Source organism: Hahella sp. HN01, from assembly GCF_018986435.1.
Classification (GTDB): domain Bacteria; phylum Pseudomonadota; class Gammaproteobacteria; order Pseudomonadales; family Oleiphilaceae; genus Hahella.
Genome location: NZ_JAHMIN010000032.1, coordinates 60,746 through 77,849, shown reverse-complemented (window position 1 = coordinate 77,849; position 17,104 = coordinate 60,746). Strand labels below are relative to the sequence as shown.

At 56.7% G+C, this 17,104-nt stretch carries 16 protein-coding genes; 9 read left to right on the top strand and 7 right to left on the bottom strand.

Going from position 1 to position 17,104, the window contains the following annotated elements; all coding sequences use genetic code 11:
• Positions 1–150: 150 nt before the first annotated feature.
• Positions 151–333: a hypothetical protein gene (locus KP814_RS25050; protein WP_216739345.1), complete on the bottom strand. Its 183-nt coding sequence runs from the start codon at positions 331–333 to the stop codon at positions 151–153.
• A 151-nt stretch (positions 334–484) separates the two neighbouring features.
• On the opposite strand from KP814_RS25050, the gene KP814_RS25045 reads away from it, so the two are divergent.
• Entirely contained in the window at positions 485–1,102 is a 618-nt protein-coding gene (locus tag KP814_RS25045) for a LysE family translocator (protein WP_371824092.1), read from the top strand.
• A gap of 30 nt (positions 1,103–1,132) precedes the next feature.
• Here the strand turns inward: KP814_RS25045 and KP814_RS25040 are convergent, their stop codons facing one another.
• Positions 1,133–1,555, bottom strand: coding sequence for a DUF2195 family protein (locus tag KP814_RS25040; protein ID WP_216739344.1), 423 nt, complete (start codon positions 1,553–1,555; stop codon positions 1,133–1,135).
• Positions 1,556–1,757: 202 nt separating this feature from the next.
• On the opposite strand from KP814_RS25040, the gene KP814_RS25035 reads away from it, so the two are divergent.
• Together KP814_RS25035 and KP814_RS25030 are read left to right on the top strand one after the other, a co-directional pair.
• Positions 1,758–2,417 carry a glutathione S-transferase family protein gene (locus tag KP814_RS25035; RefSeq protein WP_216739343.1) on the top strand — a complete coding sequence of 220 codons (660 nt, stop codon included), beginning with the start codon at positions 1,758–1,760 and terminating at the stop codon, positions 2,415–2,417.
• A gap of 218 nt (positions 2,418–2,635) precedes the next feature.
• A complete protein-coding gene (locus KP814_RS25030) occupies positions 2,636–3,382 on the top strand; it encodes a fibro-slime domain-containing protein (RefSeq protein ID WP_216739342.1) in 747 nt (248 codons plus the stop codon).
• A gap of 133 nt (positions 3,383–3,515) precedes the next feature.
• On the opposite strand, the gene KP814_RS25025 is transcribed toward KP814_RS25030, so the two are convergent.
• Complete coding sequence (locus KP814_RS25025; RefSeq protein ID WP_127973940.1) at positions 3,516–3,731, bottom strand: cold shock domain-containing protein; 216 nt, start codon at positions 3,729–3,731, stop codon at positions 3,516–3,518.
• Positions 3,732–4,002: 271 nt separating this feature from the next.
• Here KP814_RS25025 and KP814_RS25020 point away from each other — a divergent pair, with 271 nt between their 5' ends.
• From KP814_RS25020 to KP814_RS25005, 4 genes are all read left to right on the top strand, one after another.
• Positions 4,003–4,374 (top strand): VOC family protein, encoded by a 372-nt coding sequence (locus tag KP814_RS25020; protein WP_216739341.1) that lies wholly within the window; start codon positions 4,003–4,005, stop codon positions 4,372–4,374.
• A gap of 9 nt (positions 4,375–4,383) precedes the next feature.
• Positions 4,384–4,836 (top strand): YqaA family protein, encoded by a 453-nt coding sequence (locus KP814_RS25015; RefSeq protein WP_216739340.1) that lies wholly within the window; start codon positions 4,384–4,386, stop codon positions 4,834–4,836.
• A 101-nt stretch (positions 4,837–4,937) separates the two neighbouring features.
• Positions 4,938–6,491, top strand: coding sequence for an exosortase O (xrtO, locus tag KP814_RS25010; protein ID WP_256446120.1), 1,554 nt, complete (start codon positions 4,938–4,940; stop codon positions 6,489–6,491).
• Positions 6,481–9,276 (top strand): TIGR02921 family PEP-CTERM protein, encoded by a 2,796-nt coding sequence (locus KP814_RS25005; protein WP_216739338.1) that lies wholly within the window; start codon positions 6,481–6,483, stop codon positions 9,274–9,276. The genes xrtO and KP814_RS25005 overlap by 11 nt, the downstream gene beginning before the upstream one ends.
• A gap of 59 nt (positions 9,277–9,335) precedes the next feature.
• On the opposite strand, the gene KP814_RS25000 is transcribed toward KP814_RS25005, so the two are convergent.
• From KP814_RS25000 to KP814_RS24985, 4 genes are all read right to left on the bottom strand, one after another.
• Positions 9,336–9,797 carry a hypothetical protein gene (locus KP814_RS25000; protein ID WP_216739337.1) on the bottom strand — a complete coding sequence of 154 codons (462 nt, stop codon included), beginning with the start codon at positions 9,795–9,797 and terminating at the stop codon, positions 9,336–9,338.
• Between the two features lie 185 nt (positions 9,798–9,982).
• On the bottom strand, positions 9,983–10,579 hold the full coding sequence (locus tag KP814_RS24995) for a LysE family translocator (RefSeq protein WP_216739336.1): 597 nt from the start codon (positions 10,577–10,579) through the stop codon (positions 9,983–9,985).
• Positions 10,580–10,644: 65 nt separating this feature from the next.
• Complete coding sequence (locus tag KP814_RS24990) at positions 10,645–11,490, bottom strand: AraC family transcriptional regulator (protein WP_371824091.1); 846 nt, start codon at positions 11,488–11,490, stop codon at positions 10,645–10,647.
• Positions 11,487–11,891 (bottom strand): hypothetical protein, encoded by a 405-nt coding sequence (locus KP814_RS24985; RefSeq protein ID WP_216739335.1) that lies wholly within the window; start codon positions 11,889–11,891, stop codon positions 11,487–11,489. Before KP814_RS24985 ends, KP814_RS24990 begins: the two co-directional genes overlap by 4 nt.
• 318 nt (positions 11,892–12,209) lie before the next feature.
• Here KP814_RS24985 and cobW point away from each other — a divergent pair, with 318 nt between their 5' ends.
• Both cobW and cobN read left to right on the top strand, forming a co-directional pair.
• Positions 12,210–13,280 (top strand): cobalamin biosynthesis protein CobW, encoded by a 1,071-nt coding sequence (gene cobW, locus KP814_RS24980; protein WP_216739334.1) that lies wholly within the window; start codon positions 12,210–12,212, stop codon positions 13,278–13,280.
• A 4-nt stretch (positions 13,281–13,284) separates the two neighbouring features.
• Positions 13,285–17,100, top strand: a complete 3,816-nt coding sequence (gene cobN, locus KP814_RS24975) for a cobaltochelatase subunit CobN (RefSeq protein WP_216739333.1) — start codon at positions 13,285–13,287, stop codon at positions 17,098–17,100.
• The last annotated feature ends 4 nt before the right edge of the window (positions 17,101–17,104 follow it).

Sequence of the window (17,104 nt, the reverse complement as noted above, 5' to 3'; positions counted from 1 at the left end):
CGAAAGAAAGGGGATCTCAAAAAGAAAGTTCGATCCCATATGTGTATGTTGCAAAAGAAGCCTTCGAGGGTGAAAAAATACTTTAACCACCCAAGCATCAAATATGCGGCATAGAATGCCTATATCGATGCCGGATTAATAGTCAGTATCCTACAGGGCCCGGATGCGGTTTATTTCCTCCGCGGAAATCCCCAACCATTCCAACAGGCTTTGATGCGCCTGCGGATAACGGGCTTCGAACTCCCGATGCCAGCGCCGCATTGCATCCTCATCCAAACCCGCCGCCCGCAGAACTTCCACCCATTGCGCTTTATTCATCACAGTATCGCTCATGATTCCTCTCCCGATAGTTCAGTGAAAAACGTACAGCTGCGCAGCCGACGAAAGCTACTTTGAGGTATGAAGTTATAGACAGGTCAAGGGAGGATTCGGCTATTCTTTTCCTTAAATCATTTTCCGTTGCAAGCAGAGAAGATTAAACCTTGTGGACGCGCTCAACGCACTCAGTCTGAGCCTGATCATGCTCGCCCTGGCGGCGATTCCCAGCTCCAGCGTGGCGCTGGTGGTCGCTCGTTCATCCGTGTCCGGCTTTGCTCATGGCGCCGCGGTGGCGGCAGGCGTGGTGTGTGGCGATTTGATATTCGTCTGTCTGGCGATTCTGGGCATGACGGCCCTGGCGGACACCCTGGGAGGGCTTTTTCTGGTCATCCGCTACCTGGCGGGCGCCTATTTGATCTGGTTTGGACTCAGCCTGATCCGCTCGCGATCGGCCCTCGACTTTAGGTTTACAGCGTCTTCAAAATCTCGCCTGACGACCAGTTTCAGCGCAGGTTTGTTGCTGACGCTGGGAGATGTCAAAGCCATATTGTTTTACTCAAGCCTGTTCCCTGTCTTCGTGGACATGTCATCACTGACTGCGCCGGACATAACCGCCATCATAGCGATCACCGTCATGACCGTCGGCGGCGTAAAGCTCCTCTACGCCCGCCTGGCGCAAAAGATAACCGCGAGATTTATTAACAGCCCCATGGCGAGCGCGACCAAAACCACCGCAGGCGCGGTACTTGTGGGGAGTGGGGCTTGTTTGATTGTGAAGGGGTAACTCGCCAGAATTTGGCGCTCCGGGTGCAAATTACAGTGCAGGTCGACAACTGACTCGAACTGAGACATGCCCTTTAAACTCATAATCAGGTTCAGTTGAGATAATGAAGCTTAAATGTTTTTCCTGGATTAGCGCTGTGTTTTTAAATGCCCGTAACAGTTCATTCTCAATCTTGACGCCATCCACCTCAAACTCATCTACCACCTGATAGTTAATAAGCGCACTCATACAGGTACAGGAGGCAATGCTGTCATGCAGCGCGACATCCGCAAGCAGTGTAATGCGGTCGTCGTCTTCTTGAACCTTCGCCGGCTTAAGTTCAAGACATGCCTCCAATTTATTGGAAAACTGGAACCGCTCAATGGAGAGATCCGCACGATGCCCATTAGCCTGACAGGCTCCAACGTTGCCTATGGACGTGAATAGAAAAAGTATTCGTATGTATTTACTCATTATTCCTTCTCCAATGCGGGCCCTGTTAATCCTATCAGGGCAGAGCCTTGGTTCCTCCATAGGTTGAAGTATAAGCGTACGCAATTTCACACCCATTCTAAGGCACACTGTCGATTCCAGCTAAGCTCAAACGACAAGGATTTATACTTCGCCGACTTTTTACGGCGGTTTGAGCCACACGTTTATTACCAGGGAATCGATTATGTCACTCCAGTTTTACGCGCATCCTTTTTCTTCCTACTGCCAGAAAGTGTTGACCGCGCTTTATGAAAACCAGACGCCGTTTGAGTTCTGTCTGGTCGCTCACGACGATGTGGAGGCGTGGCGTCGGCTTGAAGCTCTGTGGACGATGAAGCAGTTCCCAGTGTTAGTGGATCAGGGGAAAACTGTGGTGGAGTCGAGTGTGATCATTGAGCATCTGGATCTGTATTACCCAGGGCCTGCGCCATTGATACCCAAAGATCCCAAAGCCGCCCTGCCCGTGCGCATGATGGATCGCTTTTTTGATAACTATGTCATGACGCCGATGCAGAAGCTGGTATATGACCATATGCGGGAAGAAGGCGCTCACGACCTGCAAGGCGTTGCGGAGGCGAAGCAAAAGCTGGACAAAGCTTACGCGTGGCTGAATACCGCCCTGGCGGGTTGTGAGTGGGCGACCGGGAATTCGTTCACCCTGGCGGATTGCGCCGCTGCGCCCGCTCTCTTTTACGCTGATTGGTCATATGCAATTCCGCCCGAAAACACCAGTTTGATTGCATACAGGCAGCGTCTGCTGACGCGTCCTTCCTTCGCCAGAGCCGTGGAGGAAGCGCGCCCCTATCGCAAAAACTTCCCTCTCGGCGCGCCGAACCGAGACTAAAAAGCGTTATTCTCCAGGCATTTACAGAATTAGCTAATCTTGCGGCGAAGAGAGTCGAGATATTTTACAACTCGTCTCCTTTCGCCTTTCTCCTATATGTAACAGACCGTTGGATTTACACCCATTTAGGCTTTTCGGCCTAGTTTGTGCTGTACTCCGCTTCGTTGACGGAAGTCAGCAACATTGATGTTGATAAATGACAGAAAGGAGATAAAGGCATGAAGCCGAGTAAGTATCCAACCCTTATCGCAGCCACTCTGGCGCTTTCTCTAAGCGGAGCCGCACAAGCCTACCTGCTGACCGGAACCATTTACGATCACGTCGCCTCTGAAGCCGACTTCGAAGACGCCATCAGCGGCCTTTCACGAGGTATGCTGGCTTCCACGTTGGGCTCAGACGGACTACCTGATTACATTGGTACGGGCGGCTACGGCGGCGTGCAAAGCGCAGCCAGCTTCGATAATTGGTGGAGCGATTCCCATGGTTCCAAATCCGTGGAATTGAATCTGGCGGACAACGGAAGCGGCATGTACTCGTACAGCGATTCCACATTCTTCCCTATCGATGGCGAGTTGTCCGGCAATGAAGGACGCAGCCACAACTATCACTTCGCCATGCACCTGGAAGGCAAAACCTCCTTCAAAGAGATGGATATGTTTGACTTCACCGGTGATGACGACCTGTGGGTGTTTATCGACGGCAAACTGGTGATGGATCTGGGCGGCGTACACGGCCCGACCAATGGCCATTTCAGCGGCTCTGATTTACTGGGGCTGGGCTTGGCGGAAGACACCGTTTACGATCTCGATATCTTTTTCGCCGAGCGTCACACCACTCAGTCCAACTTCAATATCACCACCAGCCTGCGTATTGAGCCGCCGACGCCTGTCAGCGAATCTTCCGTGCTGGCGTTGTTCATGACAGGACTATTGGGACTGGGCATGCGGAGATGCTTCCGCAAATAACCATGCGCGCATTCTTGCTTTCACTTAAATAACGCACTCAGGCGGGTTAATCAGTGAAAGCCAGAAACGACAAGGGGGAGCATCTGGCTCCCCCTTTCTTTATCCGGGCAAATATAGAAGTTAGTCCGCTAACTTACTCCGAGCTGCTAACCTCCTGCGCGAAGAGGCCCTTGGATGAATGCTGCACTTCGTACTCCACATGACTGCCTGCGCGCAGCGTTTTATAGCCGTCTTTTCTGATGGCGCTGTAATGTACAAACACATCGCCTTCGGCGCTTTCAATGAAACCGTATCCCTTTGCGTTATTAAACCATTTCACCATGCCGGTAGTTCTTTCTCCTGACTGCATGATCTCTCCCTTTCCATGTTTAACTTGCGGCTTTGGTCGCGCGTGCTTCCTTAGCCTTATTCCTGATTTCACTGCGGGAGGCGCAGAGGCCTTTCCCGCGCAACTTTGCCGTCGGCCCTTCCCGGTCCGAACGACGATTAGGAGATCGATTATACTCCCTTCCACAAAATTGGTAAGAGCCAGAATTCTTTTGTCCTCAAAAGATTGACTCACCGATTTCACAAATCCAGCATATAGATTCTGAAAATTCTTAAAACGGGATATTTTTCGGATGATCAGCCATATCGACCATATTGTCCTCACCGTTGCGGATATCGAGCGTTCTGTTGCGTTTTATCAGCGCGTCCTGCATATGGAGCCTGTCACCTTCGCCGCGGGACGCCGCGCATTGAAATTCGGCATGCAGAAAATCAATCTGCAGACCCTGGGACAGGAAACCCGTAATCGCGCGGGCGTCGGCTCTGGAGACTTGTGTTTAATCACCCAGTGGAAACTGGAAGACGTCATCGCCCATCTGCAGGCGGAACAGGTCGATATCGTGGAAGGCCCCGTCACCAAAAGCGGCGCCATGGGTGCGATTACTTCCGTCTATTTCAACGATCCGGACCTTAACCTGATCGAAGTCAGCGTGTACTCCCAATAGGCGCTCGCAGTGGAAGCTTACTTCAGCCTGTTTTTCATCGCCTTTCTGGCGGCGACGCTGGTGCCCGCCTATTCCGAAATCATGCTCGCCGGCCTGCTCACCGCTGGCTACGATCCGGCGTTGTTGTGGGTGTTCGCCACGGTCGGCAATACTCTTGGCTCCGTCGTTAATTGGGCGTTGGGGCGTTATCTTCTGCACTTCAAGGACCGGCGCTGGTTTCCCTTCAAGGAGAAAAACCTGGGGCCCGCGCAGGGCTGGTTTCAACGTTATGGCGTGTGGTCCCTGCTCATGGCCTGGGCGCCTCTGTTCGGCGACGCACTGACCTTCATCGCCGGCCTCATGCGTATACGTCTGCCCATCTTTGTTTTCCTCACTTTCGCCGGCAAAGGCGCCCGCTACGCCATCATCGTCGGCCTGTTCGATCAGTTCGGCGCCTACTTTCAAAACACAAACTGGTTCTGAGGCCAGGCGTCGCCATAATTCGTCATTTTTCCGCTAGGTTTTCGCCCGATTAAGTAGAGATAATGCCTCACTGATATCTCTATCCTGACCTTCAGATACGCATGCCGCCAAACGCATTGTCCGGAACATCCCTGTTTAGTCCGCCGCTTTATCGTATTGGCGTTCGCGTGATTATCGCCACCCTTTTCCTATGGCTGTTCAGCCCTGTCCTAGCCTGGATAGGAAACCAGATGCTGACGCCGGAAAACGAGTTCCATGTCCTCGCCTGTCTTTTACTGGTCGGCGTAGCGATCCATGCTTACAGGAGAAAAACATCTTCTGGCCATGGGCTGGCGTTTCAATGGCGCATGCTTCCCTTCGCCCTGCTGACGACCAGCTGTTTTGCTTATCTACTCAACGAGTACGTCACCGGCATTCATATCTTCTCCGCCACGCTAATGACAACCGCCAGTTACGGCCTGCTGGGCCTGTATGTCGCGCCCAGTCTCTGGCGCAGCGCGTTGATCCCCTGCGCACTGTTGATATTCGCACTTCCCTTTGAAGGTTATCTGGATATTTATCTTGGCTTTCCTCTGCGCCTGCTGTGCGCCGATCTGGCTGGCGACTTACTCTCTGCGTTGGGCGTTCCTCCCATGTCCAATGAGTCCATCATCCTGATTGAAAACAAAGCGGCGGTGGTGGATCTGGCCTGCAGCGGCTTGAAAGGAATCTGGGCGGGTATGATCTTTTTCCTGCTGCTCACCTGGTTGGAGCGCAAGGCGCTGTCCTGGCGCTGGCTTGCCGTCCTGATGCTGTTTCTCAGCGCACTGATATTCTTCAACGCGCTGCGCATTACCGCCCTGGTGTATACAGATCTGGCGCTGGATGCGCCGCAGGTTGCGGATCACATTCATACAGCCCTCGGCGCGTTGGGATTTGTGCTGTCCTGCGCCTTGGCCTGGCTCGCCCTGACCTTGGCGCCATCGCGTCCTCAGGCGGACCAGAACAATGCGCCATCATCTTTCTCCCGTTTCTCTGGATCAGCCTCGACGGAGCCATCGGTTTGGCGTCGTAACGGGGAACTCGCCATTGCCGCTCTCCTGGTTCTGGCGCTGTTCGGCTATACACCGCACCCGAAACAGACGCTGGCGGACGCATCGGTCGACCTGCCGGCGCCGCCACAGTTCGCCGCGCAGGCGGCTCCCTTATCCGACATAGAAGCCGGCTTTTTTGATCGCAACGCCGCCACTGCCCGCAAATACCTGTTTTCCTGGCGGGACATGCAGGGCAGTTTGATTCTGGTGCACAGCCGCTACTGGAAAGCCCAGCACGATCCCCGTAATTGCTATCGATCCCAGGGCGTCAGCATTGATGATGAGAAAACCTGGGTGCTGCCGGACCAAAGCGAGATTAAATATCTGCGCCTCGACCAAGGCGCCCGCTCCGCATTTTATTGGTTCCAGTCCGCCGACAGGCAAACCGCGGATTATTCCTCCCGCGTTTTTTCCGCCTGGCGTGAACCGGAACAATCCTGGGTGATGGTCTCCATCGCCTGGAACAGCATGATTACCCCCGACCTTGCGGCGCAGGCGACAGCTTTACTGCGCCAACATGTTCAACACATCCTGACCGGAGCTGAGACTTCCGGCGCTGAACGGAGCGACAATGGAAAATAAGAAGTTACCTGTGTGGATAGCGGTCTGCTGCTACCTCCTGTTCTGGTTCTGGAACCTGACCTACGCCGTGCTTGCGGGCGTCCTGATCATTCCCCACTTCACCATGCCCGCGATCACCGGCGCCGTCATCGGGCTGCACAGCGGGTTCACCGCATTGTTCGCCACCCTGTTGGTGGCGATACCGGCGCTCTGTATCGGTCTGGGTTTCACGCGTTTCCGGAAAAATCCCACCGCGCTGGTCAAACTGTTTTACGGCGTGGAAATGCCCATCATCTTTATCATGCTGAGCACAATGTTCCTGCTGCGCGAGCTCAATCCGGGCGTCACGCACGTGCTGATCAATATACTGGTCGCCCTATTCGCCTATCTCGCCTGTCTGTGGGGCGGCCTCCACACTCGTTTCCCCATGTGGCTGCGACTCAGTCTCGCCATGACCATGCTGTTGACTGGCCTGTATTGCGCACTGCTGCTCGCGCCGTTCTTTATTCCCGCCACCGCAGGCTTCTTCGAATTATTGGGAGAGATCAAACTAAGCCACCTGGGTGATATTTTTAACTATCTACTCTTCCTGGTAGCGCTGATATGTGGCCTGTCGACTTGCGTGGTCTTTCTGGCGCTCCCCTTTGTGCTGATTTTCCTTTACATCCGGGAGTTTCTGCGTGAATGGCGCATTGCGGACGCCAGTCTTGGACGCGCCAAAGCCAGCGCCATTGCAGCGGGAATACTGGGGGTAAACGCCATCCTGTTCGCCGTCCTGAACCAGCAGCCGCAGCAAGATACCTTTGAACGCATGGCGTTCCTGGACCAGCAATTCAGACCTGGCGAAACGATCCCCAGTATTCCGCGAGAAGAACACGACGCCTTGCGCAAAGGGCTGATCAACGCCTATCTGGCGCCCTATCGTTATCTATCCACTACCGAAAGAAACAGCGCCGTGTATAACGCTTACCTGGGCGCTTTTGACAATGCGGACCATGCTTTGGCGAAAGTATCACAAGCCGTCTTCGACTTTTTGGCGACGCCCTTTCTTTACGATGGAGCCTACTTCCACGAGGATAAAGAGCGCGCCGCCCGTTATTATCAGAAGTTCTTTGATCAGCCCATCGAAAAAGGAGAACCGGAGGCGATTCTAAACGCCCTCAAAGCCACCTTCGACCAAGGCAGCCCCGCTGCCGGACTGGTGGATGTGCTAAACCGGCATGTATTAGTCACCAACATGGCGATCACGATTGAGCCGCAAGACGACAGCGCGCGCATTCGCATAGTGCAAACCCTGGAGAACCAGACCTACAACAATCATGAGGTCACGTTCCATTTCAGTCTTCCGGAAGAAGCCGCGCTAACGGGCCTATGGCTGAGCGACGATGCGACGGATCTGGACAAGTTTGTCTACGCTGTGGCGCCTCGCGGCGCAGCGCAACAGGTTTACAACGACGAAGTGAGCCGACGCATCGACCCCTCTTTGCTGGAACAGGTCGGCCCCCGTCAATATCGTTTGCGCGCCTTTCCCGTTCCGCCTCGTAGCGCCAAATACAATCGCTCCATGGGCCTGCGACTGGGTACGGACTACGAGGTCAAACCCATGTATTTAACGGTGGAATACAAAACAACCATGGACGACCAAGGCGCCTGGCCATTGCCTCAGCTGTTGGAAAAGCGCAACGCCTATTGGAGCGATCAAACTCAACGCACCCTGAACGGCCAGCCAATTCGCACTGAAGAGGATGCATGGCTCCCCACTACTGCACCGGTGTCAGCGGTCGTCCCGCGCAAGCAGCATGACGCCGTCGTCGCTGGCCAGCGCGTTCGCGCCGTTCCCCGCACCGGCGCTGATGCGCAATGGGATATCCAAGCATCAAAAACGCCTTACGCCATTCTTATCGACGGCTCCTACAGCATGGGCGAGCAGACGGAAAATGTAGCGGCAGCGTTGAAGCAACTACAACAGCTCGATATCGCCCACGAAATTTTTCTGTGCCATACGCGCTGCCAGCCCATCAAAACCCTGCCGGCAGCCGAAGAGTTTTATGGCGACAGTCTGCCCATGAACCAGTTAGCCGACTGGCGCAGAAACGCAAAGCAGGATTATGAGGCGGTGATGCTGCTGACCGACGCCGGCAGCTATGAACAGGAGTCCCAGGTCTCATTCAAAGCCACCCAGATGCCGCCGGTATGGCTGGTTCACCTGGGCGGCGCTCTGGCTTACGCCTACCACGACCAGACACTGGACTTGCTCAAGCAGAGCCATGGCGGCGTCACCCAGTCGCTAGAGGAGGCGATCATCGCCCACCAGTTCCGACAAGGGCGAGCAGAAGACGGCTTGTTCGCCATCACCCCTCACTACCTTTGGTACATGGATGAAAACACCAGCGCCGAGGCGGAGAATAACAGCGCGCAAAGCGGGGAGGACTTCTTCTCAGCTATCGCCGCGCGCCGCTGGCTGGAATATCTGGCGCAGACCCGCGACACCTCCGATGTCCAGGTGCTGGATCAATTGCACGCGATCGCCAAAGCCGAACATATGGTGACGGACTACTCGTCCATGATCGTACTGGTGGAAGAGCGTCAGAAAAAAGCGCTGGAGGAAGCGGAGCAAAAGGCGGATCGTTTTGATCGAGAGGTAGAGACCGGACAAGAAGCTTTCAGCGCCCCGATGGACATGTTCAGCGCATCTCCGGTTCCTGAGCCTGAAGAGTGGCTGCTGCTGGGACTGGCAGGTCTGATGCTGGCGTTCGCCGCCCTGCATCGCAGACGCCAGTTCACACTGCAGCCCGCCAGTCTTTAAAACAAAAACGCCCGGCTAATCCCGGGCGTTCTTTTATATTTCGAACCAGTTTTATTTGATCAATACGGCAGCAACATGCCAACGCCAAACAACAAACCAATCACGACAACCAACACCAGCAGCGAAATACCAAACGCCGCCCAATTCGAGATCATGGCGCCGCCGTTCGCCATATGATGTTCAACATCATCTCCCTGGTACTTCTTGGCGATCTGCATCATCGCCACCAACTGTACGACGGTGAACACCACGTTGACGCCAGGAATATCCGGCACAAAGAACGCCAATCCAAAGATCACCACTAACGCCAGGAGAGAGAACACCAAAGCATTGCGGGCCATATCTTCACGGCCAAGCTGCTTGAAGTTGTAAGAAAGGATAATGCCGCCGGCCAGAATAGTGCCGAAGAACGTCGCCAGCCCTACTGCGGGCAACTTATATAGGCGGTAATCACCAACGGGTTTGCGGCTATTGCGGCCGTCAATAAGGGAGGATTCCGGGGTTTTATATACTTCTTCCATTATCTGCTCCAAAACTCTATGCATGAAAAGGTTGGCGCTGGAAGCAATGGAGGACGACGCCCATCGCGCGCCAAAGAAATGAAAGCGATGAAAGTGACGAAAACCCGTCGTGGGAAATTAAAAACTCCCAATCAAAGAGAGCAAATAAAAAAGCCCGGCCGAAGCCGGGTGCAAGATAGGGTAGGTCAACCCAGGAGTAACCAGACGCCGACAACGATCAAGCCGCCGCCGAACAAAACCGCCTGAACATGCTGGCCAAGACCACCAGTCAGGCGCTTCACCAGCACCGCGCCAGCAGCGATCCAGGCAAGATGAGTACAGATATTAAGACAGGCCAGCATCGCCGCCAGCCATAGCGCCCGCGCCGTCGCCTCTTCTCCCTGAGCGCCAAACAAGGAGAACATCAGGACCACCATCACCCACCCTTTGGCGTTGAGCAGTTGGATGATCAGGCCATCTTTGAAGCCAAGGATTTTGGGGGCGGCCGGCTCTCCAGACAGCGCAGGGCGGAAAAAGCAGTAACCCAGATAAAACAGATAACAGGCGCCCGCGGTGCGCAGAATGGCGTAGCTTTGCGGATACTCCTGCATCACCGCTCCCAGGCCAAACCCCACCAGCAATGATTTAAGAAGAAACACCAGATCGATTCCCGCCATCAAGGGCAATGAGCGCTTAACGCCCAACTGCGCGCCGGATGCGGCGAACACCACATTGGCGGGGCCGGGACTGAAAACCAGGGGGAACATGACGGCCAGCCAGGCCACGATAAAACTTAACGACATAGATTTACTTCCTGCATTGACTCCAAAGCCGCCTACAGTCTCGCAGAGGCGACCAACAACAGGCGCTAATCTATGACGGAAGGAGAGAAGGGTTCTTGTACGAAATTGCGTTTGGCGAAACTGCCGGGGGTCACGCCATACACTCGCTTGAAATTGCGATGCAGATGACTTTGATCGAAGAAACCGCATTCCAAAGCCGCCGTCAGCGGCTCCATACCGGCCTCCAACATCCGTTTGGCTTCACGGGTTTTCAGCAATATCAGAAATTGATGAGGGGTCAGCGCAAAGCGTTGCTTGAAGGCGCGAATCAACTGGAAGCGGCTCATGCCGGTCAGCCCCGCCAACTCTTCCAGGGCGACATTGCGACGCCAGTGGTCATGCAGGTAATCGCGAATCCGCAGACAACCTTGCAGATCCTGAACGCGCCTCGTCTCTAGTTCGCCGCCATCGCCATGGTGCTGGAAAAGCTGATGCAGCGCCGCGGTCAGCAATGAATCCTGAGCCAGAGAAAAACTCTCCGTCTCCAACGCCTGATGCAGTTCCAGCAACAACGAAAAGACAACCGGATCATCAATTACCGGACCCCGCAGAAAGGGCGAGAAACCATTGCGATGCTCACGCAGCGTTTCCCGCAGCAGGGCTTCTTCGAAATAGAACATGCGATAGCGCCAGCCGCCATCGCTGGCGGCGAAGCCAGTATGCGGCTCCGCAGGATTAATGGCGACGATCTGGCCACGGGGAATCACCACTTTGCCGCCCCGATAATCCAGTCCCTCAGCGCCTTGCAGAATAACGCCCACGGCAAGCTGGTCATGCCAGTGTTTGCTGAATGAGAAACGGTTAAACGCGGCGGAAAGCAACTCTACGCCCTGCACGCGGGGGCTCTCCCACAAACGGGAATATTCTTTCACTTAGGCGCCTTATTGCGTCGGGACAAGGCGTCGTAGATCACGCCGGCAATCGCGCCGCACGCCAGAGCGCCGGCTAACGCGTAAATGCCCAGCAACAGATACATCAAGCCTCCCCCCGCCACGCTGGCTGCCGCCGAAGCGCAGCGCTTCCAGGCGGGTGCAATAAAGGTCGCGGCGACAACCGCACAAGCGCCCACCAGTCCGGCGCAGACAAACCTTACCTGACCCGGCCAGGCGTCCCAACCTTCCGCCAGACAATCCCCGCCGCCATACATTTCAGGATCACATCCCCACTCGACGCGCAGGTTGTAGTAGATTAGCGCCAACAACGCGCCATAGAGGACGCCGGCCACCCAGGCCAACGGAGTGCAGAGAATACGGACAATAGCAGTAGCGTTCACATCACATCCTTTTCAGGCAGGTCCTTTCGACGCTTAACGCTTGCAAGGTTAAGTCTGCTAAAGATGTAAATCTCCGGCGGTAAAGTCAATACGCGCCCGCCACGCCGGTCGTCATTCACTGGGCGCGAGGGAATGGCGCGCCGTGAAATCTACCCGCTATCCGGCTTGTCTCCATACGCTTTTATTCCCCTGGCGATCTGCGTTCACCCACTCTAAGAGGATGAAAATCCGGGAGATTTGGCGCAGAATGCGACTCATTAATCGAGGCGCAGGAGTACGCGCCGCCGCATCTTAAGGAACACTGCAAGAGGCCCCAACGTGCAACTGAATAAAATTCCCGCCACTGTCGTCACCGGATTTCTTGGCAGCGGTAAGACCACCCTGCTGTCCAATCTTTTGAAACAAGCCAACGGCAAACGCATCGCAGTGATCGTCAATGAGTTCGGCGAGCTGGATATCGACGCCGACCTGCTGCGCAATTGTCCTCTGGATTGCGACGACAACGCCGCCACGCAAACGGATTCCGGCATTTATGAACTCGCCAACGGCTGTATTTGTTGCACGGTGGAAGAAGAATTTCTGCCCGTGATGCAGAAGCTGGTGGAGCGCCGCGATCAGATTGACCATATCCTGATTGAAACCTCCGGTCTGGCGCTGCCCAAGCCGCTGGTGCAGGCGTTCAACTGGCCGGACATCAAGCAGTTCTGCACCGTGGACGCAGTTATTACCGTGGTGGACGGCCCGGCTGTGGCGGCAGGCCGCTTCGCTCACGATCCGGAACGGGTGGAGCAACAGCGCCAGGCGGACGACAGTCTGGATCACAACCCCAGCCTGCGGGAACTGCTGGACGACCAACTCAGTTCAGCCGATCTGGTGGTTATCAGTAAGAGCGACTGTCTCGACGAAGACGCCCGCGCGCAGGCGCTGCAACAGGTGCAGGCGAAGCTGCCGGAGCGGGTAAAAACCCTGTTCGTCGCCAACGGCGAGGTGGATTCGCAAGTGCTGATTGGCCTGGAAGCTGCGACGGAAGAGCGCATCGAAGCCATCCACACTCATCATGATCATCACCATGACCACGGTCATCACCACCGCCACGCCCACGACGATTTTGACTCCTGCGTCATTACGCTAGGCGCCGTGGACAGCGACAAGCTCCTGGCGATAACCCGCGACCTCATCAGCGCCAATACGATCTACCGGGTCAAAGGCTTCGTCGCCAACGGCGATAAGCCCATGCGTCAGGTAGTGCAGGCAGTGGGCGACCGCATCGCCCATTATTTCGACCGCCTGTGGGGCGCTGACGAAGACCGTAAAACCCGTCTGGTGTTTATCGGTCAGGGCATTGACGCCTCCGCTCTACGTGACGCCCTGAGCGCGGCGGAAGTCTAAGTCCATGCATCTGCTGGCGGCGCAACCGGGCGGTTTCAATGACGGCGAAGGCATCGTCGATCTGCAGCAAACGCCAGCGGATCTGGTGATTCTCACTGCGGCGGACGGCGCGCTTGCGCTGCTCGCCCAAGTGGCGGAGACGCTGCCGGATGATTATCCCAGCCTGCGGCTCGCCAACTGGATGCACCTGAGCAAACCAGCGGCGTTCGACCTCTATCGGGACCAGGTGCTGGACCACGCCAAAGTCGTGGTGCTGTCGCTGCTTGGCGGCGCGTCTTATTGGCCCTATGGACTGGAGCAACTGAAGGACTGGGCGCGGCGTCCCGGACGCACATTGATTCTGGTTCCTGGCGATGACAGCGAAGACCAGCAACTGCTGAACGGCGGCAACGTCGACGCCGCCTGCGCTCATCGCGTCTGGCGCTATTTGCGGGAAGGCGGACGCGGCAACAGTGAACAGCTGTTTCGCTATCTTGCGACCACTTTTTTCGATTGGAACCTGCCTTGGCTTGAGCCGCAGGTTATTCCGCGCACGCTGATCTATCATCAACACATCGCCGACGCCACTCTCGAAGATTGGCGCAAGGACTGGCGTCCAGACCAGCCCACCGCGCTGCTGCTGTTCTATCGCAGCCACCTGCAGGAAGCCAACACCGCCATGTTCGACGGACTGATTCGCGTACTGCAGGAACAGGGTTTGAACCCGCTGCCGCTGGCGGTAGCCTCCCTGAAAGAGGCCGCCTGTCTGGAAACTGTGGACCTGCTGTGCCAGCGCAGCGCGGCTACAGTGATTCTCAACACCACCGCTTTCGCGCTGCAAAACACCGGCAACGCATCTCTCTCATCAACGCCCACTGACTATACCCATCCACTGAGTGTCGACATCCCTATTTTGCAGGTGATTCTGGCTTCCAGCAGTGAGGCGGACTGGCGCGAGCAAAGCGGCGGCCTGCGTTCCCGGGATATCGCCATGCATATCGCCCTGCCGGAACTGGACGGCCGGGTCATCACCCGCGCAGTGGGATTCAAAGACTCCGATCACTACAGCGAACGCTGTCAGCTGAATGTGGTGCGCTACGCGTTACAGGAAGAGCGCGCCCGCTTCGTCGCCGAACTGGCGCTGCGCTGGAGTCGACTGAGCGCCAAGCCCAACGCCCACAAACGTATCGCCTTGGTGCTGGCCAACTACCCCACCCGGGACGGCCGCATCGGCAACGGCGTCGGCCTGGATACGCCGCGCTCCACGTTAAACCTGCTGCGCGGTCTGCAGATGGCGGGATACCCAGTGTCGGATATTCCCGAAAACTCCGCGGCGCTGATCGAACTGTTGCAGTCATCCATCACCAATAATCCAGATACCCTTGAGCTGCTGCCTTGCCATCAAAGCATGGCCCTGGCGGATTACGAAGCCTGCTTCAATCGCCTGCCGGAGAGCTGTCGACAGGCTGTACTGGAGCGCTGGGGCGCGCCGCAGCAAGATCCGAAATGTCGCGCCGGCAGGTTGATGCTGTCCGGCGTCCGCCTGGGGGAAACCTTCGTCGGCATTCAGCCTGCGCGGGGCTATAACATGGATCTCGCTGCTAACTATCACGATCCCGACCTGATCCCGCCTCACAGCTATCTGGCCTTCTACTTCTGGCTGCGCCACGCCTACGAAGTTGACGCCATCATGCATGTGGGCAAACACGGCAATCTGGAATGGCTGCCGGGCAAGGGAGTGGCCCTGTCGGAGCAGTGCTGGCCGGACATCGCCCTTGGCCCCATGCCGCATATCTATCCTTTTATCGTCAATGATCCCGGCGAAGGCGCGCAGGCCAAGCGCCGCGCCCAGGCGGTGATCATCGACCATTTGATGCCGCCCATGACCCGGGCGGAAGTCTATGGCGAACTGGCGGAGCTGGAGCGTATGGTGGACGAGTATTATCAGGCCATGGGCTTGGATGCACGTCGAGAGAATCACCTGCGCCGTGAAATTCTGCAGAAAGCCCGCAGCGCCAACGTGCTGGCGGAGCTGTCGCAAGCAGGCGCGGAACCGGACGACGACGCCGTGCTGCAGGAACTGGACACCTACCTCTGCGACATCAAAGAGGCGCAGATCCGCGATGGTCTGCATTGCCTGGGGGAACTGCCAGAACCTGCACAGATGCGCGATACTCTGACGGCGCTGGTGCGACTGCCTCGTGGCGAGCAGCCTGATGATCGAGGCCTGTTGCATGCGCTGGCGGCGGATATGCAGATGTCCGTCAACGGCGATGACCCATTCGATCCCCTGCAACCGCAAACCCGCCTCTGGCTGGGCGCACGGCCGCAGCCTCTGGCCGTGCTGCTGGAATCAGTCTGGCGGACGGAACAGCATACGCGGGAACGTCTGGAGATTTATGCGCAACAACTGGTTGAGCAATATGTTCTGAGTGATGCGCCGATAACCGCGCTGCGGGACAGCCTGCCCGGCGCCTCAGCCCTGCTCGCCTATCTGCAAACCGTACTGAAGCCTGCATTGCAGCGTAGCGCCGACAACGAGATTCAACACAGTCTGCGCGCGCTGGCGGGACGCTTCGTGCCACCCGGCCCCAGCGGCGCGCCCACCCGCGGACGTCTGGATACGCTCCCTACTGGACGTAATTTCTATGCCGTGGACAGCCGCGCGATTCCGTCCAAAACCGCCTGGGAGCTGGGTCAGGCGTCGGCGGAGCAAGTGGTGCTGCGCCACCTGCAAGAGCATGGCGATTATCCCAGGCAAATCGGGCTGTCGGTCTGGGGCACTGCCACCATGCGCACCGGCGGCGACGATATCGCACAAGCCTTCGCCCTGATGGGCGTTAAACCGGTGTGGGCGCCCGGCTCTCATCGCGTGGTGGATTTCGAAATCATACCGGCGTTCTATCTGAACCGCCCCCGCGTGGACGTGACGCTACGGGTGTCCGGTTTCTTTCGCGACGCGTTCCCCAATGTCATCAAACTGTTCGACGCCGCCGTGCAAAAACTGGCGGAGCTGGAGGAGCCCGGCGACAGCAATCTCATTCAGCGCCATATCCGGGAACGAGAGGCGCAACTGACCGCCGCCGGCGCGTCAGCTCAAGAAGCCAGACGACAGGCCGGGTTCCGCGTCTTTGGCAGCAAACCCGGCGCATACGGAGCCGGACTTCAAGGCCTGATCGACGAGCGTTGCTGGGAAACGCCAAACGACCTCGCCCGCGCCTACGTGCAATGGGGCGGTTACGCTTACGGACAAAAAGAGACGGGAGAAGAGGCCTTTGGCGCGTTCAGCTACCGCCTCGGCCAGTTGGAAGTGGTGATGCAAAATCAGGATAACCGGGAGCACGACATCCTGGATTCCGACGATTACTACCAATTCCAGGGCGGCATGACCAACGCGGTCAGCGTGCTGCGGGGCGATGCCCCCAGCGTCTATCTCAACGATCACAGCAACCCCGCCGCGCCGAAAATACGCACGCTGAAAGAGGAGCTTAACCGAGTCATTCGCTCACGGGTGACCAATCCCAAATGGATAGCCGCCATGCAGCGACACTCTTACAAAGGCGCTTTCGAAATGGCCGCCAGCGTTGACTACCTGTTCGCCTATGACGCCACCACAGGGCTAGTGGACGACTACCAATACGCCCATGTCAGCGACGCCCTCGCCTTCGACGCCGCCAACCAGGCCTTTATGCGCGAATACAATCCACAGGCGTTGCAGGAAATGGCGGAACGTCTATTGGAAGCGATGCAGCGTGGGCTCTGGCGGGAGCCAGGGGATTATCGGGAGCGTATGGAAGCACTGATATTGGAGCTGGATGAGCAGGCGGAGGGAAGTCTGTGAGCAA

Excerpts from the sequence above, each read along its gene's own strand:
- KP814_RS25050 (WP_216739345.1), bottom strand. The coding sequence starts at position 333 with ATGAGCGATACTGTGATGAATAAAGCGCAATGGGTGGAAGTTCTGCGG.
- KP814_RS25040 (WP_216739344.1), bottom strand. The coding sequence starts at position 1,555 with ATGAGTAAATACATACGAATACTTTTTCTATTCACGTCCATAGGCAAC.
- KP814_RS25035 (WP_216739343.1), top strand. The coding sequence starts at position 1,758 with ATGTCACTCCAGTTTTACGCGCATCCTTTTTCTTCCTACTGCCAGAAA.
- KP814_RS25030 (WP_216739342.1), top strand. The coding sequence starts at position 2,636 with ATGAAGCCGAGTAAGTATCCAACCCTTATCGCAGCCACTCTGGCGCTT.
- KP814_RS25025 (WP_127973940.1), bottom strand. The coding sequence starts at position 3,731 with ATGCAGTCAGGAGAAAGAACTACCGGCATGGTGAAATGGTTTAATAAC.
- KP814_RS25020 (WP_216739341.1), top strand. The coding sequence starts at position 4,003 with ATGATCAGCCATATCGACCATATTGTCCTCACCGTTGCGGATATCGAG.
- xrtO (WP_256446120.1), top strand. The coding sequence starts at position 4,938 with ATGCCGCCAAACGCATTGTCCGGAACATCCCTGTTTAGTCCGCCGCTT.
- KP814_RS25005 (WP_216739338.1), top strand. The coding sequence starts at position 6,481 with ATGGAAAATAAGAAGTTACCTGTGTGGATAGCGGTCTGCTGCTACCTC.
- KP814_RS25000 (WP_216739337.1), bottom strand. The coding sequence starts at position 9,797 with ATGGAAGAAGTATATAAAACCCCGGAATCCTCCCTTATTGACGGCCGC.
- KP814_RS24995 (WP_216739336.1), bottom strand. The coding sequence starts at position 10,579 with ATGTCGTTAAGTTTTATCGTGGCCTGGCTGGCCGTCATGTTCCCCCTG.
- cobN (WP_216739333.1), top strand. The coding sequence starts at position 13,285 with ATGCATCTGCTGGCGGCGCAACCGGGCGGTTTCAATGACGGCGAAGGC.